Below are 24,680 nucleotides of genomic sequence, written 5' to 3' on the forward strand. Positions count from 1 at the left end.
GGCGCTCGGTTGCCTCAGGCGGCGTCGGAGCCGGCCGCCGGGTCACCGGACACGTAGGCAGCGGGGTCGCTGTCGACGGTGGCCCCCTCGGCCAGCCAGCGGGCGAAGCCGGCCGGGTCCCGGCGCTCCAGCTCGTCGAGCGCCTCCTGCCGCCGGCGGACAAGCTCCTGCCGGGCGCGCGGCTCGCGCACCTGCCCCAGCGCCGCGGAGGTGCGCACCCACTCCCGACCCAGCGCCGCCACGCTCATGGCGTGCGCCCAGGCTCCGGGGCCGACCGGCTCCGAGCCCATCCCCGTCGTCCCGCTGCCCGGCCCGCCCGGGGGCAGCGGGACGACGTCGGCGATCCCCGTCGCCGGCCGCGGCGTGGCCCGCGGCCCCCGGTTCCGCCGGCCGGAGGAGAGCAGCCACCGGGCCACCAGCCAGGCGAGCCCGCAGCCGACCAGCAGGGTGGTCACGACGCCACCGGCAGCCACCGCGCTGCCGTTCAGCACGAGCAGGACGCCGACCGTTCCGGCGGCCGCGCGCCAGCCCGCCTCGGCCACCTGGTGCCGTGGCCGTGCCGGCACCGACTCCCGCGCGACGCCGACGGCCACGCAGGCGCTGACCACGGCGGCGAGCACGACCGCGACCAGTCCGGTACCGCCGAGGGCAGCGGCTCCGATCGCCGCCAGCACGGCACCGAGGGCGGACAGCAGGGCGAGTCCGATGCGGGCAGGCGCACGACGGGGCACCGGGACCTCCGGGACGGGGAGCTGCGCACAGGGCGGCGACGGGCAGGACGGCGAGCGGCAACACAGCGAGGGGCAACACAGCGACGGGCAGGGCGCGGGTCGGCGCCCGCGGACCAGGGGTTCCCCGGAGGCGGCCGGTTCACGCCCGATGAACCGGCCGCCGGCGTGGCGCGCCGCACCGGACGGCACGATGCCCCCCGTGGACGGCTCGGTGGTGGACCTCGGACCGGGGCTGGCGGTCGCCGTCGTCGCCCTGACGACGCTGGCCGCGGTCGCCGGGCGACTCTCCGGCCTCGGCCAGGAGCGCCCGGTCCTGGTGGCGGCGGTGCGGGCGACCGCGCAGCTGGCGGCCGTCTCGGTGGTCCTGGTCGCCGTCGTCTCCTCGCTGTGGCTCTCGGCGGCGTTCGTGCTGCTGATGGTCGGTGTCGCCGGGGTGACCGCCGCCGGCCGGGTCACCGGCCGCCCGCTGCGCGCCCCCGGCGCGGGTCCCCGGGTGCGCGCCACCGTCCTGGCGATCGTGGCCGGGTCAGCACCCGTCGTCGCCGTGGTGCTGGCCAGCGGCGCGGTACCGCTGCGCGGGGCGGCGGTGATCCCGGTCGCCGGCATCGTGATCGGCGGTGCGATGACCGCGACCTCGCTCGCCGGCCGCCGGCTGCGCGACGAGCTGGACCAGCGGCGCGGCGAGGTCGAGGCCGCGCTGTCGGTCGGGCTGCTCCCCCGGGACGCCGTCCTGGAGGTGGCCCGCCCGGTGGCCGCCACGGCGCTGGTGCCGGCGCTGGACCAGACCCGGACCGTCGGGCTGGTCACGCTGCCCGGTGCCTTCGTCGGCGTCCTCCTGGGCGGCGGGAGCGCCCTGGAGGCCGGTGCGGCCCAGCTGCTGGTGCTGGTCGGCCTGCTGGCTGCGGAGGCGATCGCCGTCTGGGTGACCACCGAACTGGTGGCCCGCGGCGACCTGCGCGAGTGAACCGGCGCTTCCAGGGAACTCACAGCCCACCACCAGCCTCGGCCCAGAGCCGGGACGCACAGTGGTGTCATCGCGGCGGGGAGGTCCTGCCGCGAGGTGGGAGGACCAGCAACGATGACTGAGCAGAACCGCCCGGCCGACGACACCGCGTCGGACCGCACCTCGACCGCCGGGGGCTCCAGCGGCGGCTGGCCGGCAGCGGCTCCGCAGGGTCCGACCACCCCGCAGACCGCCCCCGGTGCCCACTCGTCGGGCCAGCCGGCGAGCCAGGCCCCGGCCACCGGCTGGCAGGCGCCCGGCGCCCCGGCCACCGGCTGGCAGACCCCGGCCACCGGCACCGGCTTCGGCGCCGAGCGTCAGCAGACCCAGCAGTTCGCCGCCCCCACCGGCAGCCACCGCCCCTGGCCACCGGCCGGCTGGGGCGCGCAGCACACCGCGCAGCAGCCTCCGTACGGCGGCCAGCCCGGCGCCCTGCCGCCGGCGTTCGCCCCGCCCGCTGCGGCCAAGCCGGCCGGCCGCTGGAAGATGGGCCTGGCCGGCCTGGTCGCCGGCGCCCTGATCGGCGGCGGCGCCGGTGCCGGGGTGGCCACCCTGACCGACAACGGCGGGTCGTCCACGCAGGGCACGGCGAGCGCGCAGAGCGTCACGATCACCGACCCCGAGCGGGCGACGACGGCGACCGCCGCGGCGGCCAAGGCCTCGCCGAGCGTGGTGACCCTCTACGTGAGCTCCGGCTCCGGATCGGGCTCCGGCTCGGGTGTGATCCTCACCGAGGACGGCTACGTGCTAACCAACAACCACGTGGTGTCCCTCGACGGCGCGGGCGGGAACGCGACGGTGCAGGTGCGCACCAGCGACGGCACGCTGTACGACGCCACGGTGGTCGGCACCGATCCGTCCTCGGACCTGGCCGTGGTGCGGCTGACCGACGCCAGCGGGCTCACGCCGGCCGGGTTCGCCGACTCCGACGAGGTGCAGGTCGGCGACCTCGCGGTGGCCATCGGCGCCCCACTGGGGCTGTCCAACACGGTCACCGACGGCATCATCAGCGCGACCAACCGCGCCGTGCAGACCGGCTCGACCCAGGACGAGAACACCGTGATCGACGCGATCCAGACCGACGCGGCGATCAACCCCGGCAACTCCGGCGGCGCGCTGGTCGACGCCGCCGGCGAGGTGATCGGCATCAACACCGCGATCGCCACGGTCCCCTCCAGCGGTCTGCCCGGCCAGGACACGCAGAGCGGCAACATCGGCGTCGGCTTCGCCATCCCGTCGAACACCGCGCAGCGCATCGCGCAGCAGATCATCGAGACCGGTTCGGCCAGCCACGCGCTGCTGGGCGTCACGGCCCGCACCGCGGCCGCCAACGGCTCCCCCGTCGGCACCGGCGCCCAGCTGGTCGACGTCAACCCCGGCAGCCCGGCGGCCGACGCCGGACTCCGGTCCGGCGACGTGATCACCGCGGTGGGCCGGCGGGCGATCACCACCTCCACCGAGCTGACCGCGGCGATCCGCAGCGCGGAGCCCGGCGACACGGTCACCCTCACCGTGCGCCGCGGCGCGGACAGCCTGCAGGTCGACGTCACCCTCGACGAGACCAGCTGACCGCTCGCCCCCCCGACCCGCAACGACAGGGACCCCGCAGCCGCACCCCGCGGCTGCGGGGTCCTCGTCGTTGCTCCTAGGCTCGTGCGGGTGCCGGGCCCGCAGCAGTCACCGTCCCTGGCCGTTCCCCTCGCCGGAGCGCTCGACGACCCGCAGCGGGCCGCCGACCTGCAGAAGATGAAGCGGCTGGCCTCCGGGCTGTTCGGGCTCGCCGCCGCGGTCTTCCTGGCCTGCGTGCTGCTGGGCGAGGACGCCGGGGCGTGGGTCGGCTACGTGCGGGCGACCGCGGAGGCGTCGATGGTCGGCGCGCTCGCCGACTGGTTCGCGGTGACCGCCCTGTTCCGGCACCCGCTGCGGCTGCCGATCCCGCACACCGCCATCATCCCGCGCAAGAAGGACCAGATCGGCTCCAGCCTGGGCACGTTCGTGCAGGAGAACTTCCTGACCCGGGCGGTGGTCGAGGAGCGGCTGGCCACCGTCGACGTCCCCGGCCGGCTCGGGGCCTTCCTGGCCTCCCCCGGCCGAGCGGAGCGGCTCGCCGGGGACGCCGGCGCCGCACTGGGCGCGCTCACCGACCTGCTCAAGGACGACGAGCTGCAGCCGGCCGTCGCCGGCTTCGTCGACCGCAAGCTCCGGGAGACCCCTGCCGCCCCCGCCGTCGCGCGGGGCCTGGAGCTGATGGTCGACGGCGACCGGCACCAGGAGGTGCTGTCCGCGGCACTGACCGGGCTGGCGAACTTCCTGGCGGACAACCGGCTGGTGTTCCGCGCGCGGCTGGGCGACGCCTCCCCGGCCTGGGTGCCGGACTGGGTCGACGACCGGGTGTTCGACCGGGTGTTCGACCTGCTGCAGGGCTTCCTCGCCGAGGTCGGCGCCGACCCGCGGCACGAACTGCGGCGCAGCTACGACCAGCGACTGCGCGCCTACGTCCACCGGCTGCGCACCGACCCGGCCACGGCGGCCCGGGTGGAGCGGTTCAAGGAGGAGCTGCTCGACCACCCGGCGGTGCGCACCTGGTCGGGGTCGCTGTGGACGACGGCGAAGACCGCCGTGGTCACCGCCGCCGCCGACCCGGACTCCGAGCTGCGCGCCCGGGTGGTCGGCCTGATCCGCTCCGGCGCCGGGGTGCTGCAGACCGACCCGACGGTCCGGGAGCTGGTGCAGCGCCAGACGGTGCGCGCGGCCGGCTACGTCGTCGAGCGCTTCGCCGGCGACGCCGCGGACCTGGTCGGCAGCACGGTGGCCCGCTGGGACACCGAGGAGACCAGCCGGCGCATCGAGCTGCAGGTCGGCCGGGACCTGCAGTGGATCCGGGTCAACGGCACCGTCGTCGGCGGCCTGGCCGGGCTGGTCATCTACACGATCGCCCAGCTGCTGGGCTGAAGGCTGTCCCCCGAGGTCTGCGATCTCGGAGCATCCCGACCGCGGACGCCACGAGATCGCAGCTCTCGGTGGACCCGGGCGGTGCGGTCAGCCGCGGCGGGCGGTGGCCGCGGCGAACAGGGCGATGGAGGCGGCGACGCTGACGTTGAGCGACTCGGTGTCCCGGGTGATCGGGATGGACACCACGACGTCGCAGCGCTCGCGCACCAGCCGGGACAGCCCGGCGCCCTCGGCGCCCACCACCAGGGCGACCGGGTCGGCCAGCCCGTCGTACTCGTGGATGCTCATGTCCCCGTCGGCGGCCAGGCCCACGGTCTGCAGGCCGGCGTCCTGGTAGGAGGCCAGGCTGCGGGCCAGGTTGGTCGCCCGGGCGACCCGCAACCGCGCCGCTGCACCGGCGCTGGTGCGCCAGGCCGAGCCGGTCATGCCGACGGCCCGGCGCTGCGGGATGACCACGCCGTGCGCGTCGAAGGCGGCCGCCGAACGGATGATCGCCCCCAGGTTGCGCGGGTCGGTGACCCCGTCCAGCGCCACCAGCAGCGGTGGGCGGCCGGAGTTCCGCGCGATGTCGAGCAGGTCGTCGGGGTGCGCGTAGTCGTAGGGCGGCACCATCAGGCCGATGCCCTGGTGCAGCGCCCCGTCGCTCATCCGGTCGAACTCGGCCCGGCCGACCTCCATCAGCGGCAGGCCGCGGTCGGCGGCCAGCTGCACCGACTCGGCGATCCGCTCGTCGGTGGCCGCACCACCCCGGGCGTCGCCGGTGACCACGTAGAGCGCGGTCGCCGGGATCTGCGCGCGCAGGGCCTCCAGCACCGGGTTGCGGCCCAGCAGGAGCTCGGGGGTGTCCTCGTTGCGCTGGCGCGCGCGGGCCCGGTCGTCGCGCCGGGCAGCGACCGCCTGGGCCTTCTTGTAGGCCGGGTGGTGCGGTCGCGCCGCCGCCGGCGGGGTGGCGCCCCGGCCGGCCAGCGACCGACGGTTCTTGCCCCCCGTGCCGGTCGTCGCGCCCTTCTTGCTCGCGCCGCTGGTGCGGCCGCGCCGCTGGCTGTTGCCGGCCATCAGGTCAGCTCCCATCGTGTGCCCTGGGGGGTGTCCTCGACCTGCACGCCCAGGGCGCCGAGCTGGTCACGGATGGCGTCGGCGGCCGCGTAGTCCTTGCGGGCGCGGGCAGCGGTGCGCTGCTCGAGCGCGAGGTGCACCAGGCCGTCGGTGACCTCGACCAGGCGCCGGTCACCGGCGTCGGCCCACTGCGGGTCGAGCGGGTCCAGGCCCAGCACGGCGAGCCCGCCGCGGACCGCGCCGAGCAGCTCGGCGACCCGGTCGGCATCGCCGTCGGCCAGGGCGCTGTTGCCGGCGCGCACCTGCTCGTGCAGGTGGGCGACGGCGGCGGGGGTGCCCAGGTCGTCGTCCATCGCGGCGGCGAACTCCGCGGTGACGACCGGCTTGCCGGAGTCCGCCCCGACCCGCTCGGCTGCCTTGCGGACGAAGGACTCGATCCGCCGGTAGGCGACCCCGGCGTCGGCCAGCGCGGCGTCGGTGAACTCGATCGTCGACCGGTAGTGCGGGGCCACCAGGTAGTAGCGCAGCTCGACCGGGCGCACCCGCCGGACGACCTCGTCGACCAGTGCCGTGTTGCCCAGCGACTTGCTCATCTTCTCGCCGCCCATGGTCACCCAGGCGTTGTGCAGCCAGTACCGGGCGAACCCGTCACCGGCGGCCTGGGACTGGGCGCGCTCGTTCTCGTGGTGCGGGAAGCGCAGGTCGAGCCCGCCGCCGTGCACGTCGAACTCCGCACCCAGGTACTTCTCGGCCATCGCCGAGCACTCCAGGTGCCAGCCGGGTCGGCCGCGCCCCCAGGGCGTCGGCCAGGAGGCGGTGTCCGGCTCGCCGGGCTTGGCCGCCTTCCACAGGGCGAAGTCCCGGGGGTCGCGCTTGCGCTCGTCGGTGTCGGTGTCCGCAGCCGGCTGCAGGTCGCCCACCTTCTGCCCGGTCAGCTCGCCGTAGCCGGGGAAGGACCGGACATCGAAGTAGACGTCGCCGTCGACGGCGTAGGCGTGCCCGCGCTCGACCAGCCGCTCGATGAGCTCGACCATCTCCGGCACGTGCCCGGTCGCCCGCGGCTCGTAGGTGGGCGGCAGGGTGCCCAGCACCTCGTAGGCGCGGGTGGCGGCCCGTTCGTTCTCGTACGCCCAGGCCCACCACGGCACGCCGGCGGCGGCGGCCTTGGTCAGGATCTTGTCGTCCACGTCGGTGACGTTGCGGACGTAGGTGACCTGGTTGCCCTGGTGCTCCAGCCAGCGGCGCAGCACGTCGAAGGCGACGGCGAAGCGGATGTGGCCGATGTGCGGCGGGCCCTGCACGGTCAGGCCACAGACGTACATGGAGACCTGTCCCGCACGCAGGGGCGTGAAGTCGCGCACGGCACGCGCGGCCGTGTCGTACAGGCGGAGGCTCACCGCGCCGAGTCTACGGACCGCGTCTCCCCTGGTCCCGAGCGCACGACCAGCGCCGTCGCGACCGCCGCGCGGCCCTCGCCGCGCCCGGTCAGCCCCAGCCCGTCGGTGGTGGTGGCGGTGACGCTGACCGGCGCACCCAGGGCGGCGGAGAGCGCGGCCTCGGCCTCGGCGCGACGGGGGCCCACCTTGGGGGTGTTCCCGATCAGCTGCACGCTCGCGTTGCCGATCGTCCAGCCGGCCTCGGTGAGCACCGCGCGCACGTGCTCGAGCACGGCCACGCCCCGGGCCCCGGCCCAGCGCGGGTCGTCGGTGCCCAGCAGGCCGCCGATGTCGCCCAGACCCGCGGCCGAGAGGACGGCGTCGGTCAGCGCGTGGGCGACGACATCGCCGTCGGAGTGCCCGGCGCAGCCGTCGGCACCGGGCCACTCCAGCCCGGCCAGCCGGCACGGCCGGCCGGACTCGATCGGGTGGACGTCGGTGCCGATGCCGACGCGGGGCAGGTTCACGCACCCACCCGCAGCTCGGCTGTCTCCAGGTCGTGCGCGACGGTGATCTTCGCGGCCCGCTCGTCGCCGGCCACGGTGTGCACCGGGATGCCGGCGGCGCGCACCACGGAGGCGTCGTCGGTGAACTCCGCCGCCGCACCGTCCGCGGCGGCGTAGGCGGCCACCAGCGTCGCGCGGTCGAAGCCCTGCGGTGTCTGCACCCTGCGCAGCGACGGGCGCGGGACGTCGGCGGCGACCACCCCGTCGTCGTCGACCACGACCGTGGTGTCCACGACCGGGAGCACCGGGACGACGGCGCGGGCACCGGCGGCCAGCGCGGCCAGCACGCGGGCGACGACGTCGGGCGGGGTCAGCGGGCGGGCCGCGTCGTGCACCAGCACCGCGGTACACCCCCGGTCGCCGGCGGGCCCGCGGGCGGCGGCCAGCGCGGCCCGTACCGAGGCGGTGCGGGTGCCGCCACCGACGACCACGTGCACGTCGGCGGGGAGGACGGCGGTGAAGGCGACCTGCTGCGGGCCGGGGACGGCGACGACGACCTCGTCGACCCCGCCGGCGCGCAGCGCGTCGACCGCCCAGCAGACCAGCGGCCGGCCACCGAGCGGGACCAGCGCCTTCGGCAGTTCCGCCCCCAGACGCAGACCACTCCCGGCCGCTGCGACGATGCCGACAGCGTGCACGGGAGTGGTCTGGGTGTCTGCGGGACGCAGGTGGGTCAGGTGCGCCCGATCAGGACGCGAGGACCTCGTCGAGCAGGACCTCGGCCTTGTCCTCGTTGGTGCCCTCGGCGAGCGCCAGCTCGCTGACCAGGATCTGGCGGGCCTTGGACAGCATCCGCTTCTCGCCGGCGGAGAGGCCCCGGTCCTTGTCGCGACGCCAGAGGTCGCGCACGACCTCGGCCACCTTGTTCACGTCACCGGAGGCCAGCTTCTCGAGGTTGGCCTTGTAGCGGCGCGACCAGTTGGTCGGCTCCTCGGTGTGCGGGGCCCGCAGGACCTCGAAGACCCGGTTGAGACCCTCCTGGCCGACGACGTCGCGAACGCCGACGATCTCGGCGTTGTCGGCCGGCACGCGGACGGTCAGGTCGCCCTGGGCGACCTTCAGCACGAGGTACGACTTCTCTACGCCCTTGATGGTGCGCTGCTCGATCGCCTCGATGAGCGCCGCGCCGTGGTGCGGGTAGACAACGGTCTCGCCAACAGTGAAGCCCATGTGGATGTGACCCCTTTCGCTCGGCCCAGGTTACCACGGGAGAATGCGGTCGGGCTCGGCAGAGTGCGACAAAAGTGCAGGTCAGCGGCGTGATCGGGCTCAGTCAGGGGTTGACAGGGAGGTGGTCGGTGTGCAGTCGGACGACGTCGCGCGCCGGCCCGGCCCGCTCGTGACCGCCGCGGCGATGGCCCGCGCGACCCACCTCGGACCGGCGCTGGCGGTCACCACCGTGGCCGTGCTGCTGGCGCTGGCCGCCGGCGTCCCCGCCGGGCGGACCGTGCTGGTCGGGGCCGCGGTGCTGGCCGGGCAGGCGGCCATCGGCTGGTGCAACGACTGGCTGGACGCCGACCGGGACCGGACCGTGGGCCGCACCGACAAGCCCGTCGTCCAGGGGCTGCTCACCCCTGCGCTGCTGCGCCGGGCGACGCTCGTCGCCGTCGCGGTCGCGGTCGGCGCGTCCCTGGCCCTGGGCGTCGTCCCCGGCCTGCTGCTGCTGGTGCTGCCCGCCAGCGGACTGGCCTACGACGCCGGGCTCAAGCGCACCGCCTGGTCGCCGCTGCCCTACCTCACCGGCTTCGGCGCGCTGCCCGCCGGCGTGGTCGCCGCCGCGCCCGGCACGCCGGTCGCCCCCTGGTGGCTGGTGGCCGCCGGCGCGGCACTCGGCGGCGCCGCGCACGTCGCCAACGTGGCCCCCGACGTCGATGACGACCTGGCCACCGGCGTCCGCGGCCTCCCGCACCGGCTCGGCCGGGCCCCCTCCGCGGTGGCCGGCGCGTTCCTGCTCGGTGCCGCCACCCTGCTGCTGGTGCTGGGGCCGGCCGGCGCGCCCTCCACCGCCGGGTGGCTGGCGTGCCTGGTGGCCGCCCCGGCCGTCGTCGTCGCGGCGCTGGCCGGCCGGCCGCGGGCCCTGCGACTGGCCTTCCCCGCGGTGATGCTGCTGACCGTGCTCGACGTCGTCCTGCTGCTGGCCGGGGGCGCGTCGCTCACCTGAGCAGGGGGCAGCGCGGGTCGGCGCCCGGCGCCTGAGCTGCGGAGTCGGCGCTCACCGGGTCGCCCCCGGCCGGCTCCCCCGGTGCGCCTGCGCCCGCCACGGGCCGCACCTCCCAGCGGACATGGTGGGGGGACCGTTAGTCTCAGCGGGACCCGTGCCACCGGCGTCCTCGGTGGCCGGCACGTCTCCTGGAGGTCGACGCTGTGAACCGCGCACCGCGCGTTGCCGTGATGGGCGCCCTGCTGCTCTCTCCGATCGCGCTCACCGCATGCGGCACCGGCCAGGTCGCGCAGACGGCCGAGCAGGAGCGGGACCATGTCGGCACGATGGCCTCCGCCGGCGACCTGCGTCTCCGCGCCCTGAACCTGGCCTACCCGCCCGGCGGCACCTACTCCAGCGGGAGCGACGCCCGACTGGTGGGCGCCATCGCGAGCTCGGGGAACACCGAGGACACCCTGGTGTCGATCGAGGGCGACGCGTTCGACGGAGTCGAGGTGGTCGACCCCTCCGCCGCCGCCCCCGCCGCCGATGCCAGCGGCTCCGATGAGCTGGACCTCACCGTCCCGGCCCAGGGCATCCTGTTCCTGACCAGCGGCGACGGGCCCACGATCACCCTGACGGGCCTCGACGACGAGCTCGGGGTGGGCCAGCACATCGACGTCACCTTCGTCTTCGAGGAGGCCGGCGAGGTCACCGTCTCGGTCCCGGTCGACAATCCCCCCCGCGACCTGCCCCGCGGCGAGGCCTTCGACTGGCACCACGAGGAGGAAGGCAGCGGCAGCGGGAGCGGGACCGGGGGCGGGGGGAGCCACGCGTCCGATCCCGAGCCCGGGTCCGAGCCGACCGAGCCCGGGTCCGAGTCCTCCGAGTCCGCGGACGAGTGAGCCCCCGGCTCACCCCCTCCTCCCCCGTTCTGTCGTACCCCGCCACGACGATGGCGGAGTGCCCCCCTCCGGCGTGAAGTCCGCCCGCCCCGCCCACCGCTGCACCGAGTGCGGACACGCCTCCGCCAAATGGGTCGGCCGCTGCCCCGAGTGCCAGGCCTGGGGCACCCTGCAGGAGGTCGGCGCGATCGCCGCGCCGCTCCGGGCGGTCCCGGCCGGCCCGGTGAGCGCGAAGGCACGGCCGATCGCCCAGGTCGAGCTCGCCGGCGCCCGCGCCGTGCCCACCGGCATCCCCGAGTTCGACCGGGTGCTCGGCGGCGGGCTGGTCCCCGGCGCGGTGCTGCTGGTCGCCGGCGAGCCCGGGGTCGGGAAGTCGACGCTGCTGCTCGAGGTCGCGCACCGGGTCGCCGCCGCGAACGGCCCCACGCTGGTCGTGTCGGGCGAGGAGTCCGCCGCGCAGGTGCGGCTGCGCGCCGAGCGGATCGATGCCCTGCACGACCAGCTCTACCTGGCCGCCGAGACCGAGCTGTCGGCCGTCCTCTCCCACGTGGAGGACGTCTCCCCCTCGCTGCTGGTCCTCGACAGCGTGCAGACCGTGCGCTCCCCCGCGGTCGACGGCACCGACGGCGGCGCCAGCCAGGTGCGGGCCGTGGCCAGCGCGCTGACCGCCGTCGCCAAGACCCGCGGGATGACCACCATCCTCGTCGGCCACGTGACCAAGGACGGCGCCATCGCCGGCCCCCGGGCCCTGGAGCACCTGGTCGACGTCGTCATCTCCTTCGACGGCGAGCGGCACTCCACGCTGCGGATGATCCGGGCCACCAAGAACCGGTTCGGCCCGGCCGACGAGATCGGCTGCTTCGAAATCGGCGACGGCGGCGTGGTCGGCGTCCCCGACCCCTCCCACCTGTTCGTCTCCCGGCGCTCGGCCCCGGTGCCGGGCAGTTGCGTGACGGTGACCATGGAGGGCAGCCGACCACTGCTGGCCGAGGTCCAGTCGCTGGTCGCGACCAGCGGTGGCGGCGGCTCGCCCCGGCGGGCGGTCAGCGGCCTGGACTCCCAGCGGGTGGCGATGGTCAACGCCGTCGTCGAGCGCCGGGGGGGCATCCGGCTCGGGGACGCCGACGTCTTCGCCGCCTCGGTGGGCGGCGTGCGGATCGCCGAGCCCGCCGCCGACCTCGCGCTGGCGCTGGCGATCGCCTCCGCCTCGAAGGACACCCCGCTCCCCGCCGGGCTGGTCGCCATCGGCGAGGTGGGCCTGTCCGGGGAGATCCGCCGGGTCGGCGGCACCGGCCGGCGGCTGGCCGAGGCCGCGCGCCAGGGGTACACGGCGGCGCTGGTCCCGGTCGACTCCGGACCGGCCCCGCAGGGCATGCGCCTGATCGAGGTCGCCGACCTGGGCGGCGCGTTCGCGCGGCTGTGGTGACGCTGCGTGGCGAAGGCGCCGACGGCCACCCGCGAGGGGGACCCGAGGTGACCGAGCAGCAGGGGGAGCCGCGTAGGATCAGCGGCCGTACCGCCCGACCGTCAGGAGCGCTCGTGCCCCCCGCTGTGGACCCCGAGGCCGCGCTGCGGGAGCTGCTCGGTCGGATCGCCCCGGGAACCGCGCTCCGGGACGGTCTGGAGCGGATCCTCGCCGGCCGCACCGGAGCCTTGATCGTCCTCGGCTACGACCGGGTGGTCGAGTCGCTGTGCACCGGCGGGTTCGCCCTCGACGTGGCCCTGTCGGCCACCCGGTTGCGCGAGCTCGCCAAGATGGACGGCGCGGTGATCGTCTCCTACGACGGCACCCGGATCGTGCGCGCCGGTGTGCACCTCATGCCCGACCCGACGATCCCCACCGAGGAATCGGGCACCCGGCACCGCACCGCCGAGCGGGTGGCCCTGCAGACCGGGTTCCCGGTGATCTCGGTCAGCCAGTCGATGCACATCATCTCCGTCTACGTCACCGGCCGCCGCTACATCCTCGAGCACCCGACGACGATCCTGGCCCGGGCCAACCAGGCGCTGAGCGCCCTGGAGCGGTACAAGCTGCGACTCGACGAGGTCGCCAGCACGCTGTCGGCCCTGGAGATCGAGGACCTGGTCACCGTGCGCGACGCGATGAGCGTCAGCCAGCGGCTGGAGATGGTCCGCCGGATCGCCGACGAGATCGAGGGCTTCGTCATCGAGCTCGGCACCGACGGCCGCCTGCTGGCCCTGCAGCTGGACGAGATGCTCGCCGGCGTCGAGGAGGACCGCGGGCTGCTGGTCCGCGACTACCTGCCCAGCGGCCGGCGCGGCCGCACCGGCGAGGAGGTCCTGGCCGATCTGCGGGCGCTGTCGGCCACCGAGCTCCTCGACCTCTCCGCGGTGGCGCGTTGCTACGGGCTGCCCACCTCCCCCGACGCCCTCGACTCCCCGGTCAGCCCGCGCGGGTACCGCCTGCTGGCCCGGGTGCCGCGGCTGCCCGCCGGCATCATCGACCGGCTGGTCACCCACTTCGGCGGGCTGCAGAAGCTGCTGGCCGCGACCATCGAGGACCTGCTCGCCGTCGAGGGCGTCGGCGAGGCCCGCGCCCGCGGCATCCGCGAAGGGCTGTCCCGGCTCGCCGAGACCTCGATCCTCGACCGCTACTCCTGATCGACCGTTCCTGAGCACCGGCACCCTGTCGGCCCCCTCGCAGGGGCCCACCGCGAGCTCGCGAGCGGTGAGGAGTGAGAGGTCCTTGCTCAGGTGAGGGTGAACTGGGCGTCCGGGCTGGTGCGCGTGTCCAGGCGCCCGCGGAGGACGTAGTCGCCCGGCGGAGGCGGCGTCCGCTCGGTGGCGCAGCCTGGGGTGCTGGTGAGCCCGCCCCACAGCACCGGGAAGACGACGGACTCCTCCGGCTGCAGCGTCCGGACGTCCGAGGTCGCCTCCGGGAAGCAGTCGTTGCTCCCCCAGAGCCGGTTCCCCGCGCCGTCGAGCAGCACGATCTCCTGCAGTTGCTTGTCCAGGGTGCGCACGCACGGCACCGCCGACACGTTGCTCACCACCAGGTCGAACGTGGGCTTGCTGCCGACCGGGGTGGTCGCCGGTCGGGGCTGGACCTCGACCGCGATCATCTCGTCGCTGCACCTGTCCCCGGGCGCCGGCCCGGTGGGCTCCGGCGGGGGTGAGCTGGCGGCGGGCGCTGTCGCCGTGGGTGGCGCCGTGGGTGAGGCGGTGGGCACCTCGACCGCGGCCAGCGAGGGGCTCACCCGGTCCAGCAGCGGCGGGTCGACCGGTTCTCCGCTCCCGGGCGCCTCCGCGGCGACCTCGGCGTCCTCGCTCGTGGCGGCCGCGACCGCCACCCAGCCGCCCCCGCCGAGCACCCCCACGGCGCACCCGAGCACGAGCAGCCGCCGCCGCCAGTAGACGGCGGCGGGCAGGGGGCCGACCGGGTGGAGCACACGGCGACGCTAGCCGCCCGTCCGCGCCGGTGGCCGCGCGCCACGCCCGGACCGCACGGCCTCCGGCCGCGCAGCTCGACCGGCCTCACCGACCCGCGATCCAGCGGTGACGCTCCGTGGCGAACCGGTCCACCGCTTCGGCCACGGGGCAGACTGGGCGCTCGTGAGCGCTCTCCTCGGCACCGACCGGACCGCCGCCGACGACGAACCGATCGGGGAGACGATCGTCGACTGGTACGCCCGGGCGGCACGCGACCTGCCCTGGCGGGCGCCGGGCACCGACCCGTGGGCGGTCCTGGTCAGCGAGGTGATGCTGCAGCAGACCCCGGTGGCGCGCGTGGAGCCGGTCTGGCGTGCCTGGCTGCGGCGCTGGCCCACCCCGGCATCGCTGGCCGCGGAGAGCCCCGCGGAGGTCATCCGAGCGTGGGGGAAGCTGGGCTACCCCCGGCGGGCGCTGCGGCTGCGCGAGGCGGCAGTCGCCCTCACCCAGCGCCACGGCGGTCAGGTGCCGGCCGAGGTGGCCGAGCTGGAGGCCCTGCCCGGCGTCGGCACCTACACCGCCCGGGCGGTCAGCTGCTTCGGCCACGGCCGGCGGCAGCCCGTCGTCGACACCAACGTCCGCCGGGTCGTCGCCCGCCTGGTGCACGGCCGCGCCGAGGCGGCTCCGGCCCGCGCCTCGGACCTGACCGACATCGCTGCTCTGGCGCCGGTCGACGACGCCCGGGCGGTCCGCTTCTCGGTGGCGGTGATGGAGCTCGGTGCGCTGGTCTGCGTCGCCGGGACACCGCGCTGCCCCGCCTGCCCGGTGCGCGACCGCTGCGCCTGGCGGCTGGCCGGCTCCCCTGCCCACGACGGCCCGCCCCGCCGGGTGCAGAAGTTCGCCGGCACCGACCGGCAGGTGCGCGGCCGGCTGCTGGACGTGCTGCGCACCGCGGAGGGACCGGTGGAGGCCGACGCGCTCGTGCCGGCGTGGGACGACGCCGTCCAGCGCTCCCGCTGCCTGGACTCGCTGCTGGTCGACGGCCTGGTCGAGCAGACCACCGACGGCCGGTTCTCCCTGCCCGCCTGAGCGCCCGCCGCTGCGGCGTCCGGGCTCACCGTGCGTGCTCCTGGCTCACCCCGGGAGCTGAGCCAGGAGCACGCACGATCAGGTCAGCTGATCCCGGAGACGGGCCCCGGCACGACACAGGGGCCGCCTCCCGGATGGGAGACGGCCCCTGTGGAGACCTACGGGTCGATCACTCGGCCTGCGCGGCCGCCGGACCCTCGTCGTCGCCGTCCGCACCGGAGAGCGCCACCGGCGGCGTGTCGGGCACGTCGATCGGCCTGGCCTCACCGCGGAAGGTGAAGGTCGACTTGGTCGGGTCCTCGGACTCGTCGACGTCGACGACCACGATCTGACCGCTGGTCAGCTCGCCGTAGAGGATCTTCTCCGACAGCGCGTCCTCGATCTCGCGCTGGATGGTCCGCCGCAGCGGGCGGGCACCCAGCACCGGGTCGAAGCCCCGGGCGGCGAGCAGCTTCTTCGCCGCCGGGGTGACCTCGATCGCCATGTCCTTGTTCTTGAGCTGCGTCTCCAGGCGGCCGAGCATCAGGTCCACGATGTGGACGATCTCGTCCTCGGTCAGCTGGTGGAACACGACGATGTCGTCGATGCGGTTGAGGAACTCCGGCCGGAAGTGCTGCTTGAGCTCCTCGTTGACCTTGAGCTTCATCCGCTCGTAGTTGCTCTGGTTGTCGTTCCCGGCCTGGAAGCCGAGGCCGACGGCCTTGGAGATGTCCCGCGTCCCGAGGTTGGTGGTCAGGATCAGGATCGTGTTCTTGAAGTCCACGATCCGGCCCTGGCCGTCGGTCAGCCGGCCGTCCTCCAGCACCTGGAGCAGCGTGTTGAAGACATCGGCGTGCGCCTTCTCGATCTCGTCGAAGAGGACCACCGAGAACGGCTTGCGCCGCACCTTCTCGGTCAGCTGGCCACCCTCGTCGTAACCGACGTAGCCGGGAGGCGCACCGACGAGCCGCGACACGGTGAACTTGTCGTGGAACTCGCCCATGTCGATCTGGATGAGGGCGTCGTCCTCGCCGAAGAGGAACTGCGCGAGCGCCTTGGCCAGCTCGGTCTTACCGACACCCGAGGGGCCGGCGAAGATGAACGAACCGCCGGGACGACGGGGGTCCTTCAGGCCCGCCCGCGTGCGCCGGATCGCCTGGCTGACGCTCTTGATGGCCTCTTCCTGGCCGATGATCCGCTTGTGGAGCTCGTCCTCCATGCGGAGCAGCCGGGAGGTCTCCTCCTCGGTGAGCTTGAAGACCGGGATGCCGGTCCAGTTGGCCAGCACCTCGGCGATCTGCTCGTCGTCGACCTCGGCGACGACGTCCATGTCGCCGGCCTTCCACGCCTTCTCCCGCTCGGCCTTCTCGCCCAGCAGCTGCTTCTCCTTGTCGCGGAGAGAGGCCGCCTTCTCGAAGTCCTGCGCGTCGATCGCCGACTCCTTCTCGCGGCGGACGCCGGCGATGCGGTCGTCGAACTCGCGGAGGTCCGGCGGAGCGGTCATCCGCTTGATCCGCATCCGGGCACCGGCCTCGTCGATCAGGTCGATCGCCTTGTCCGGCAGGAAGCGGTCGGAGATGTACCGGTCGGCCAGCGTCGCCGCGGCCACCAGGGCGCTGTCGGTGATGCTGATCCGGTGGTGCGCCTCGTAGCGGTCGCGCAGGCCCTTGAGGATCTCCACCGTGTGGGCGAGGGTCGGCTCGCTGACCTGGATGGGCTGGAAGCGGCGCTCGAGCGCGGCGTCCTTCTCCAGGTGCTTGCGGTACTCGTCCAGCGTGGTGGCGCCGATGGTCTGCAGCTCACCGCGGGCCAGCATCGGCTTGAGGATGCTGGCGGCGTCGATCGCGCCCTCGGCAGCGCCCGCCCCGACGAGGGTGTGGATCTCGTCGATGAACAGGATGATGTCGCCGCGGGTGCGGATCTCCTTGAGGACCTTCTTCAGCCGCTCCTCGAAGTCACCGCGGTAGCGGGAACCGGCGACCAGGGCGCCGAGGTCGAGGGTGTAGAGCTGCTTGTCCTTCAGCGTCTCGGGCACCTCGCCCTTGACGATCGCCTGGGCCAACCCTTCGACGGCGGCGGTCTTGCCGACGCCGGGCTCACCGATCAGGACCGGGTTGTTCTTGGTCCGCCGCGACAGGACCTGCATGACCCGCTCGATCTCCTTGGCCCGCCCGATGACCGGGTCGAGCTTGGAGTCGCGGGCAGCCTGGGTCAGGTTGCGGCCGAACTGGTCGAGGACCAGCGAGGTCGACGGCGTGCCCTCGGCCGGGCCACCGGCGGCGGCCGGCTCCTTGCCCTGGTAGCCGGAGAGCAGCTGGATGACCTGCTGGCGGACGCGGTTGAGGTCGGCGCCGAGCTTCACGAGGACCTGGGCGGCCACGCCCTCGCCCTCGCGGATCAGGCCGAGCAGGATGTGCTCGGTGCCGATGTAGTTGTGGCCGAGCTGCAGCGCCTCGCGCAGGGACAGCTCGAGGACCTTCTTGGCGCGCGGGGTGAAGGGGATGTGCCCGGACGGGGCCTGCTGGCCCTGGCCGATGATCTCCTCCACCTGCTGCCGGACGCCCTCCAGCGAGATGCCGAGGGACTCGAGCGCCTTGGCGGCGACACCCTCACCCTCGTGGATCAGACCCAGGAGGATGTGCTCGGTGCCGATGTAGTTGTGGTTGAGCATCCGGGCCTCTTCCTGGGCCAGGACGACCACCCGACGGGCTCGGTCGGTGAACCGTTCGAACATCTGCTGTATCTCCCTCTGACCGGCTGGACCTGCTGTGCTCGTGTCCCCGGCAGGGGACGGTGGACACCCGACGTACGTCGGCGCGCTGGGGCACCGGTCGTTCCACTGTAGTTCGCACCGCCCGACCTGCGCCGAGACGAGGCCGTCGGACCTGATCGGGGGCTCGTGAGAGTCAACTGTCGTCCCACTGACGGTGTTCCGCCGCCCCCGTGCCGCGGTTACGCCGTCAGCGGACGCCCCCCGAGCGGACAGGAGCTCCACCGTGATCCTCCCGAGGGTGCCGGACCCCCGACTGGTGACGGTCCGCCGCGGCGGGACCCTCACCGACGCCCACCACCACCTGCTCGCCCTGTGGGCGGCGTCGTGCGCAGAGCACGTGCTCCCGCTGTTCGAGGCGGCCCGCCCGGCGGACCCGCGACCGCGCCGGGCGATCGAGCACGCCCGCGCGTGGGTGCGCGGCGAGGTCCCGATGATGCGAGCGCGCGCGGCGGGCGGACACGCCATGGGCGCGGCCCGGGACCTGACCGGGGCACCCCGGTACGCCGCGTACGCCGCCGGCCAGGCCGCGGCGGTGGCGCACGTGGCTGCGCACGACCTGGGCGCGGCCGCCTACGCGATCAAGTCCGCCCGCGCGGCTGCGCCGGAGGGCGAGGCGGAGGCGGCTGGGCGACGCGAGTGCCGGTGGCAGCGCGACCGGCTCCCGGAGGCGGTCCGTGCGCTGGTCCTCGACGACCAGCGGCTGCGCAACGACCTCTGCTGGTCGGTGTTCGACTGCTGAGCACGTCGGCCCGGCCACCCGCGAGGGGTGACCGGGCCGACGTCACGTCCTGGAACGGCCCCCTCGCAGGGGCCCGCCGCGAGCGTGCGAGCGGTGGGGGGCGAGGGGGTCCTTCTTCAGTGAGCCGCTTCGAAGGCCTCGACGACGCTGGCCGGGATGCGGCCCCGGTCGCTGACCTCGTGACCGTTCTTGCGGGCCCAGTCGCGGATGGCGCCGGCCTGCTCGCGGTCCATCCGGCCACCGCCACCGGTCGCCCGGGAACGCCCGGCACCGGAGGCCCGGGTGCCGCGGCTGCTCACCTTGCGCGCCGCCGAGACGTACTTGCCGAACACGTCGCGCATCTCCGCGGCGTTCTTCTCCGACAGGTCGATCTCGTACGTCGTCCCGTCGAGGGCGAAGGTCACCGTCTCGTCGGCGGGAATGCCGTCGTCGAGGTCGTCACTGAGGATCACCTGGACCTTGCGAGCCATTGTTGTTCCACTCCTGTTGCGTCAGCCCCCGTGGCCAGTGCAATTAGCCGACCCGGGGGTCGACCGGCACCATTGCACCACATTGCCCGCCATTTCCCCAATCCGCCCGCGCATTTCACGCGGAAGCGTGGGGAAAACGCAGGTCAGGAATGCAGCGGCCGCACCAGCGGGAACAGGATCGTCTCCCGGATGCCGAGTCCGGTGAGCGTCATCATCAGCCGGTCGATGCCCATGCCGACGCCCGCCGTGGGCGGCATGCCGTACTCGAGGGCCTCCAGGAAGTCCTCGTCGAGCACCATCGCCTCGGGGTCACCGGCCGCCGCCAGCAGCGCCTGCTGGGTGAACCGCTCGCGCTGGGCGACCGGGTCGACGAGCTCCGAGTAGCCGGTGCCCCGCTCGATGCCGCCGATGTAGAGGTCCCACTTCTCCGCCAGGCCGGGCTCCGAGCGGTGCGCGCGGGTCAGGGGCGAGGTGTCCAGCGGGTAGTCGGCGACGAACGTCGGGCTCTGCAACGTGTCCTGGACCAACGCCTCGAAGATCTCCTCGACGACCTTGCCGGGCAGCCAGGCCGGGTCGACGCCGACCTCGTGCCGCTCGGCGAGGGCGCGCAGGTGCTCCACCGGCGTCTGCGGGGTGACCTCCTCCCCCACCGCCTCGGAGACCAGTCCGTAGAGCGGGCGCTGCGGCCACTCACCGGAGAGGTCCAGTTCGGTGCCGTCGTGGTGACGTGCGACATGGTCGCCGAACAGCGCCGCACAGCATTCCTGGATGAGCTCGCGGGTGATGCGGGCGCCGTCGGAGTAGTCGCCGTAGGCCGCGTAGAACTCCAGCATCGCGAACTCCGGGGAGTGCGAGGAGTCGGCCCCCTCGTTCCGGAAGTTCCGGTTGATCTCGAACACCCGGTCGAGGCCACCGACGATGCAGCGCTTGAGGAACAACTCCGGCGCGATGCGCAGGTAGAGGTCCAGGTCGAAGGCGTTCATGTGCGTCCGGAATGGACGCGCCGCCGCTCCGCCGTGCACCGTCTGCAGCATCGGCGTCTCGACCTCGAGAAAGCCGCGCCCGGTGAGCCCGGAACGCAGTGCGCTCATCACCGCGGCGCGCTCCTGCACGGTGCGCCGCGCCTCGTCCCGGACGATCAGGTCGACGTAGCGACGGCGGACCCGCAGCTCCTCGCTCATCGGCTTGTGCGCCACCGGCAGCGGGCGCAGCGCCTTGGCGGCCAGCTGCCAGGAGTCGGCGAACACCGACAGCTCGCCACGCCGCGACGTCCCGATCTCACCGGTGACCAGCACGTGGTCGCCGAGGTCGACGTCGGCCTTCCAGGCGGCCAGGAGCTCCTCGCCGACCCGGTCGATCGACAGCATGACCTGCAGCTCGGTGTCGCCCTCGCGCAGCGTCGCGAAGCAGAGCTTCCCGGTGTTCCGGGAGAAGATCACCCGCCCGGTCACGCCGGCCCGCGCACCGGTCATCGTGTCCGGCGGCAGGTCCGGGTGCTCGGCGCGCACGTCGGCCAGGCTCGCCGTACGGGCCACCGTGACGGGGTAGGGGTCGGTCCCGGCCTCGCGCAGCCGGTCCAGCTTGGCCCGCCGGACCCGCAGCTGCTCGGGGAGTTCGTCGTCGACGTTGCCGGGGGGTTCCTCGCTCACGGGGTCCCAGCCTACGGCGGGCACCGGTCAGCGCTCCGCGGTACCGCCCTGGTGGCGCTCGAAGGCCAGCCGCAGTCCCTGCACGGTGAGGTCCGGGTCACGCTCGGCGATGGACCGGCAGCTGTCGGCGACCAGCCGGTGCAGGCCTCCGGTGGCGACCACCACCGGCGCGGCGCCGAACTGGGCCACCAGCTCTCCTGCGATCCGGTCGACCAGGCCGTCGACGAGCCCGGCGAAGCCCAGCACCAGGCCGGACTGCAGCGCGGCCACGGTGTTCTTCCCGATCGCCTGGGTCGGCACGGTCAGCTCCACCGAGCGGAGCTGCGCCGCCCGGGTGGCCAGCGCGTCCAGGCTCACCTCGACCCCGGGGGCCAGCGCGCCGCCGAGGAACTGCCCGCCCGGGCCGACGGCGTCGACGTTGGTGGAGGTGCCGAAGTCGACGACGACGACCGGCCGGCCGCTGCCGTCGGGCCGGCGGCCGTAGAGCTCGTGGGCGGCCAGGGCGGTGACCACCCGGTCGGCGCCCACCTCCCGCGGGTTGTCCACGTGCAGCGGCACGCCGGTGCGCACCCCCGGTCCGATCAGGGTGACCGGGACGGCGAGGGAGTCCAGCAGCTGGCGCAGCGCCGGCAGCAGCGCGGGCACCGTGGAGCAGGCGGCCACCCCGGTGACCTCCGTGTCGCGCAGCAGCCCCCGCCAGAGGAGCAGCAGCTCGTCGGCGGTGGCCCGCGACCGGGTGGTCACCCGCCAGCTCCCGACCCGCCGGTCGCCGTCGAAGGTGGCCAGCACGGTGTGGCTGTTGCCGACGTCCACGGTGAGCAGCACGGTCAGCCCCCGGCGCGCAGGCCCGGCGCCCGCAGGTCGAGGGCGAGGTCCAGGATCGGCGACGAGTGGGTCAGTGCCCCGACGGAGAGGAAGTCGACGCCGGTCGCGGCGACCTCCGCGGCCACGGCGAGGGTGAGCCCACCGGTGGCCTCCAGCTCGACCTCCCGGTCCCCCACCAGCGCGACCGCCTGCCGCAGCTGGTCGGGGGCCATGTTGTCCAGCAGCAGGAAGTCCGCACCCGCGGCCACCGCCTCGGCGACCTGCTCGAGGGTGTCGCACTCGACCTGCACGGTGATCCGCGGCGCCCGCTCCCGCACCAGGGCGACGGCGGCGGCGACCGAACCGGCGGCGGCGACGTGGTTGTCCTTGACCATCGCGACGTCGTAGAGGCCCATCCGCTTGTTCGACCCGCCGCCGCAGCGCACCGCGTACTTCTCCAGCGGCCGCAGACCCGGGGTGGTCTTGCGGGTGTCCAGCACGACCGCGCCGGTGCCGGCCACCGCGTCGACCCACGCGCGGGTGGCGGTGGCGATGCCGCTGGCCCGGCTGGCGATGTTCAGCGCGCTGCGCTCGGCGGCGAGCAGCGCCCGCACCGGGCCGCGCACGGTGAGCAGCACGTCGCCGCGGCGGACCCGGTCCCCGTCCGCGGCCGAGGCGGTCAGGGTGGCGCCGGGGGCCAGCCGGGCGAACACCCGGGCGGCCAGCGGCACCCCGGCGACGACGCCGTCCGCGCGGGCCACCAGGTCCGCCGTCCCGAACTGGTCGCCGGGGACGGTGGCGGCGCTGGTGACGTCGCAGCCGACCGCGACGTCCGGCTGCCGGGGCAGCGGGGCGCCGCCGGTGAGGTCCTCGGTGAGCGTCCGCTCGACCAGCTCGTCGACCCACGCCGCGTCCAGGCCGGTGCCGATCAGGTCCGTGGCGTCGCGGCTCACCAGTCCACCTCCACCGGTGTGCCGACCGGGCGGCGGGTCACCGTGACCCCGCCGTCGGCGCCCAGGCGCACGTCCAGGTGCACCCGCCAGTCGTCGTGGGCGTCGGGGTGGTCCTCGCGCCAGTGGCAGCCACGGGTCTCCTCGCGGGCGGTGGCCGCGGCGGTGATCGCGGCGGCCACGGTGAACAGGTCGGTGGTCTCCCAGCCGGGCACGCCCGGGTCGACGCCGTCGCCGGCCCGCGCGGCCAGGGCGGCGATCCGCTCGCCGGCAGCGGCCAGACCGGCGCCGCTGCGCAGCGCGCCCACGTGCGCGGACATGGCCGCGGTCAGCGCGCTCCGCGCGTCGGCGTCCAGCAGGCCCACCGGGCGGGGGTCGGCCCCGGCCGGGGTGCCGGGCACGGGCAGTTCGCGGGCCAGCGCCTCGCCGATCCGGCCGGCGAAGACCAGCCCCTCCAGCAGCGAGTTGGACGCCAGCCGGTTCGCGCCGTGCACGCCGGTGCAGGCGGCCTCCCCGCAGGCGTACAGCCCGGGCACCGTCGTCCGCCCGGCCAGGTCGGTGACCAGGCCACCGGAGGCGTAGTGCGCCGCGGGGGTCACCGGCACCAGTTCGGTGGCCGGGTCGATGCCGTGCGCCCGGCAGCTGGCGACGATCGTCGGGAAGCGGTCGGCCAGGCCGGGGACGCGCCGGGCGTCGAGCCAGACGTGGTCGGCGCCGTCGCGCAGCTGCACCCGGGTGATGGCCTTGGCGACGACGTCCCGGGGCGCCAGCTCGGCGAGCTCGTGCACGCCGACCAGGAACCGCTCCCCCGCGCCGTCGCGCAGCACCGCACCCTCACCGCGCAGCGCCTCGGAGACCAGCGGCTGCTGCCCGCGCGCGCCGGCACCGAGGTACAGGGCGGTGGGGTGGAACTGGACGAACTCGAGGTCGGTGGCGACGGCTCCGGCGCGCAGGCCCAGGGCCACGCCGTCGCCGGTGGAGACCGAGGGGTTGGTGGTCGAGGCGTAGACCTGCCCCATGCCGCCGGTGGCGAGCACGACGGCCCGGGCGCGGACCGCGCCGACGCCGTCGGCACTGCCCTCACCCAGCACGTGCAGGGTCACCCCGCAGGCGCGCCCGGTGGCGTCGGTGACCAGGTCGAGCACCATGGCGTGCTCGACCAGGGTGATGCCGGGGTCGGCGGCGACGGCCTGCACCAGCGACCGCTGCACCTCCGCACCGGTGGCGTCGCCGCCGGCGTGCACGATCCGGTCGGTCGAGTGCCCGCCCTCGCGGGTGAGGAGCAGCCGGCCGGCGGGGTCGCGGTCGAACGCCGCACCCCAGCTGATCAGCTGGTGGAGCCGCTGAGGACCCTCGGTGACCAGCGCCTGGACCGCGGCCGGCTCGCACAGCCCCACGCCGGCCACCTCGGTGTCCCGGGCGTGCGCGGCGGGGGTGTCGGCCGGGTCGAGCACGGCGGCGATCCCGCCCTGCGCCCAGCGGGTCGAGCCGTCGTCGACCTCGACCTTGGTGACGACGGCGACCGACAGGCCGGCGGCGCGGGCGTGCAGCGCGACGCACAGCCCGGCGACCCCGGAGCCGACGACGCAGACGTCGGCGGTCAGCTCCCAGCCGGGGGCCGGCGCCGACAACCGCAACGGCAGCCGCGTGCGGGCCGCCGCCGCCGCAGAAATGGCCATTTCTGCGGCAGCGGTCACCGGACGGGGACGCCGCGGTCGCTGCGCTGCTGGTCGGGGGCGCCGGGCACCGGGGCGGACGGGTCGGCGCCGAGCTCGACGACGCGGTTGGCGCCGTCGACGTGCACGACCTTCGGCAGGTACGACTTGGCCTCGGTCTCGTCCATCAGGCCGTAGCTGATCAGGATGACCAGGTCGCCGGGGTGCACCAGGTGCGCGGCGGCGCCGTTGATGCCGATCACGCCGGACCCGCGCTCGCCGGGGATCACGTAGGTCTCCAGCCGGGCGCCGTTGGTGACGTCGACGATCGCCACCTGCTCACCGGGCAGCAGGTCCGCGGCGTCGAGCAGGTCCTCGTCGATGGTCACCGAGCCGACGTAGTGCAGATCGGCCTGGGTCACCGTGGCCCGGTGGATCTTGCTCTTGAGCATC

At 74.9% G+C, this 24,680-nt stretch carries 23 protein-coding genes; 9 read left to right on the forward strand and 14 right to left on the reverse strand.

The genetic code is table 11. The annotated features are described in order from the left end of the window. Positions 1–14: 14 nt before the first annotated feature. Positions 15–731 (reverse strand): hypothetical protein, encoded by a 717-nt coding sequence (locus ACI783_RS03125; RefSeq protein ID WP_457139073.1) that lies wholly within the window; start codon positions 729–731, stop codon positions 15–17. Between the two features lie 199 nt (positions 732–930). Between ACI783_RS03125 and ACI783_RS03130 the strand changes: the two genes are divergently transcribed. The 3 genes from ACI783_RS03130 to ACI783_RS03140 all read left to right on the forward strand — a co-directional run bounded on the left by ACI783_RS03130 (position 931) and on the right by ACI783_RS03140 (position 4,686). Continuing rightward, positions 931–1,695, forward strand: a complete 765-nt coding sequence (locus ACI783_RS03130; RefSeq protein ID WP_457139074.1) for an ABC transporter permease — start codon at positions 931–933, stop codon at positions 1,693–1,695. Between the two features lie 114 nt (positions 1,696–1,809). Beyond that, positions 1,810–3,303, forward strand: a complete 1,494-nt coding sequence (locus tag ACI783_RS03135; RefSeq protein WP_457139075.1) for a trypsin-like peptidase domain-containing protein — start codon at positions 1,810–1,812, stop codon at positions 3,301–3,303. 90 nt (positions 3,304–3,393) lie between these two features. After that, positions 3,394–4,686, forward strand: a complete 1,293-nt coding sequence (locus tag ACI783_RS03140) for a DUF445 domain-containing protein (RefSeq protein ID WP_457139076.1) — start codon at positions 3,394–3,396, stop codon at positions 4,684–4,686. 87 nt (positions 4,687–4,773) lie between these two features. Here the strand turns inward: ACI783_RS03140 and rlmB are convergent, their stop codons facing one another. The 5 genes from rlmB to ACI783_RS03165 are packed head-to-tail and all read right to left on the reverse strand — an operon-like array spanning position 4,774 to position 8,854. Continuing rightward, positions 4,774–5,742 (reverse strand): 23S rRNA (guanosine(2251)-2'-O)-methyltransferase RlmB, encoded by a 969-nt coding sequence (gene rlmB / locus ACI783_RS03145; RefSeq protein WP_457139077.1) that lies wholly within the window; start codon positions 5,740–5,742, stop codon positions 4,774–4,776. Next, positions 5,742–7,139, reverse strand: coding sequence for a cysteine--tRNA ligase (gene cysS / locus ACI783_RS03150; RefSeq protein ID WP_457139078.1), 1,398 nt, complete (start codon positions 7,137–7,139; stop codon positions 5,742–5,744). The genes rlmB and cysS overlap by 1 nt, the downstream gene beginning before the upstream one ends. Then, the gene (ispF, locus tag ACI783_RS03155; RefSeq protein ID WP_457139079.1) at positions 7,136–7,645 is read right to left on the reverse strand and encodes a 2-C-methyl-D-erythritol 2,4-cyclodiphosphate synthase; all 510 of its coding nucleotides are present in this window, start codon (positions 7,643–7,645) and stop codon (positions 7,136–7,138) included. The genes cysS and ispF overlap by 4 nt, the downstream gene beginning before the upstream one ends. After that, complete coding sequence (gene ispD, locus ACI783_RS03160) at positions 7,642–8,322, reverse strand: 2-C-methyl-D-erythritol 4-phosphate cytidylyltransferase (protein ID WP_457139080.1); 681 nt, start codon at positions 8,320–8,322, stop codon at positions 7,642–7,644. The genes ispF and ispD overlap by 4 nt, the downstream gene beginning before the upstream one ends. Before the next feature lie 49 nt (positions 8,323–8,371). Then, complete coding sequence (locus tag ACI783_RS03165; protein WP_153362320.1) at positions 8,372–8,854, reverse strand: CarD family transcriptional regulator; 483 nt, start codon at positions 8,852–8,854, stop codon at positions 8,372–8,374. Positions 8,855–8,984: 130 nt separating this feature from the next. Between ACI783_RS03165 and ACI783_RS03170 the strand changes: the two genes are divergently transcribed. The 4 genes from ACI783_RS03170 to disA all read left to right on the forward strand — a co-directional run bounded on the left by ACI783_RS03170 (position 8,985) and on the right by disA (position 13,351). After that, on the forward strand, positions 8,985–9,845 hold the full coding sequence (locus ACI783_RS03170; RefSeq protein ID WP_457139081.1) for a UbiA family prenyltransferase: 861 nt from the start codon (positions 8,985–8,987) through the stop codon (positions 9,843–9,845). Between the two features lie 203 nt (positions 9,846–10,048). Next, entirely contained in the window at positions 10,049–10,729 is a 681-nt protein-coding gene (locus ACI783_RS03175) for a copper chaperone PCu(A)C (RefSeq protein WP_457139082.1), read from the forward strand. Positions 10,730–10,787: 58 nt separating this feature from the next. Further along, entirely contained in the window at positions 10,788–12,155 is a 1,368-nt protein-coding gene (gene radA / locus ACI783_RS03180) for a DNA repair protein RadA (protein WP_457139083.1), read from the forward strand. Positions 12,156–12,268: 113 nt separating this feature from the next. After that, positions 12,269–13,351 carry a DNA integrity scanning diadenylate cyclase DisA gene (disA, locus tag ACI783_RS03185; protein ID WP_153362306.1) on the forward strand — a complete coding sequence of 361 codons (1,083 nt, stop codon included), beginning with the start codon at positions 12,269–12,271 and terminating at the stop codon, positions 13,349–13,351. An 89-nt stretch (positions 13,352–13,440) separates the two neighbouring features. Here the strand turns inward: disA and ACI783_RS03190 are convergent, their stop codons facing one another. Next, entirely contained in the window at positions 13,441–14,139 is a 699-nt protein-coding gene (locus ACI783_RS03190) for a MucR family transcriptional regulator (RefSeq protein ID WP_457139084.1), read from the reverse strand. Positions 14,140–14,302: 163 nt separating this feature from the next. Here ACI783_RS03190 and ACI783_RS03195 point away from each other — a divergent pair, with 163 nt between their 5' ends. Continuing rightward, positions 14,303–15,208 carry an A/G-specific adenine glycosylase gene (locus ACI783_RS03195; protein ID WP_457139085.1) on the forward strand — a complete coding sequence of 302 codons (906 nt, stop codon included), beginning with the start codon at positions 14,303–14,305 and terminating at the stop codon, positions 15,206–15,208. 169 nt (positions 15,209–15,377) lie between these two features. Here ACI783_RS03195 and ACI783_RS03200 read toward each other — a convergent pair whose 3' ends face one another. Beyond that, positions 15,378–17,921: an ATP-dependent Clp protease ATP-binding subunit gene (locus ACI783_RS03200; protein WP_457080420.1), complete on the reverse strand. Its 2,544-nt coding sequence runs from the start codon at positions 17,919–17,921 to the stop codon at positions 15,378–15,380. A 277-nt stretch (positions 17,922–18,198) separates the two neighbouring features. On the opposite strand from ACI783_RS03200, the gene ACI783_RS03205 reads away from it, so the two are divergent. Continuing rightward, on the forward strand, positions 18,199–18,699 hold the full coding sequence (locus ACI783_RS03205) for a putative immunity protein (RefSeq protein WP_457139086.1): 501 nt from the start codon (positions 18,199–18,201) through the stop codon (positions 18,697–18,699). A 116-nt stretch (positions 18,700–18,815) separates the two neighbouring features. Here the strand turns inward: ACI783_RS03205 and ACI783_RS03210 are convergent, their stop codons facing one another. The 6 genes from ACI783_RS03210 to panD form a co-directional block, all read right to left on the reverse strand. Further along, positions 18,816–19,169, reverse strand: coding sequence for a histone-like nucleoid-structuring protein Lsr2 (locus ACI783_RS03210; RefSeq protein ID WP_457080415.1), 354 nt, complete (start codon positions 19,167–19,169; stop codon positions 18,816–18,818). 143 nt (positions 19,170–19,312) lie between these two features. Then, complete coding sequence (lysS, locus tag ACI783_RS03215; RefSeq protein WP_457139087.1) at positions 19,313–20,818, reverse strand: lysine--tRNA ligase; 1,506 nt, start codon at positions 20,816–20,818, stop codon at positions 19,313–19,315. Positions 20,819–20,845: 27 nt separating this feature from the next. Further along, the gene (locus ACI783_RS03220) at positions 20,846–21,643 is read right to left on the reverse strand and encodes a type III pantothenate kinase (RefSeq protein ID WP_457139088.1); all 798 of its coding nucleotides are present in this window, start codon (positions 21,641–21,643) and stop codon (positions 20,846–20,848) included. 2 nt (positions 21,644–21,645) lie between these two features. After that, entirely contained in the window at positions 21,646–22,575 is a 930-nt protein-coding gene (nadC, locus tag ACI783_RS03225; RefSeq protein ID WP_457139089.1) for a carboxylating nicotinate-nucleotide diphosphorylase, read from the reverse strand. After that, a complete protein-coding gene (locus tag ACI783_RS03230; protein ID WP_457139090.1) occupies positions 22,572–24,251 on the reverse strand; it encodes an L-aspartate oxidase in 1,680 nt (559 codons plus the stop codon). Before ACI783_RS03230 ends, nadC begins: the two co-directional genes overlap by 4 nt. Before the next feature lie 14 nt (positions 24,252–24,265). Next, complete coding sequence (panD, locus tag ACI783_RS03235; protein WP_457080405.1) at positions 24,266–24,679, reverse strand: aspartate 1-decarboxylase; 414 nt, start codon at positions 24,677–24,679, stop codon at positions 24,266–24,268. Position 24,680: the final 1 nt, after the last annotated feature.

Source organism: Modestobacter sp. SYSU DS0511, from assembly GCF_054050755.1.

What these genes read in the sequence shown, in the direction of transcription:
- ACI783_RS03135 (WP_457139075.1), top strand. Translation starts at nt 1,810, where the DNA reads ATGACTGAGCAGAACCGCCCGGCCGACGACACCGCGTCGGACCGCACC.
- rlmB (WP_457139077.1), bottom strand. Translation starts at nt 5,742, where the DNA reads ATGGCCGGCAACAGCCAGCGGCGCGGCCGCACCAGCGGCGCGAGCAAG.
- ACI783_RS03165 (WP_153362320.1), bottom strand. Translation starts at nt 8,854, where the DNA reads ATGGGCTTCACTGTTGGCGAGACCGTTGTCTACCCGCACCACGGCGCG.
- ACI783_RS03200 (WP_457080420.1), bottom strand. Translation starts at nt 17,921, where the DNA reads ATGTTCGAACGGTTCACCGACCGAGCCCGTCGGGTGGTCGTCCTGGCC.
- ACI783_RS03210 (WP_457080415.1), bottom strand. Translation starts at nt 19,169, where the DNA reads ATGGCTCGCAAGGTCCAGGTGATCCTCAGTGACGACCTCGACGACGGC.
- ACI783_RS03230 (WP_457139090.1), bottom strand. Translation starts at nt 24,251, where the DNA reads ATGGCCATTTCTGCGGCGGCGGCGGCCCGCACGCGGCTGCCGTTGCGG.
- panD (WP_457080405.1), bottom strand. Translation starts at nt 24,679, where the DNA reads ATGCTCAAGAGCAAGATCCACCGGGCCACGGTGACCCAGGCCGATCTG.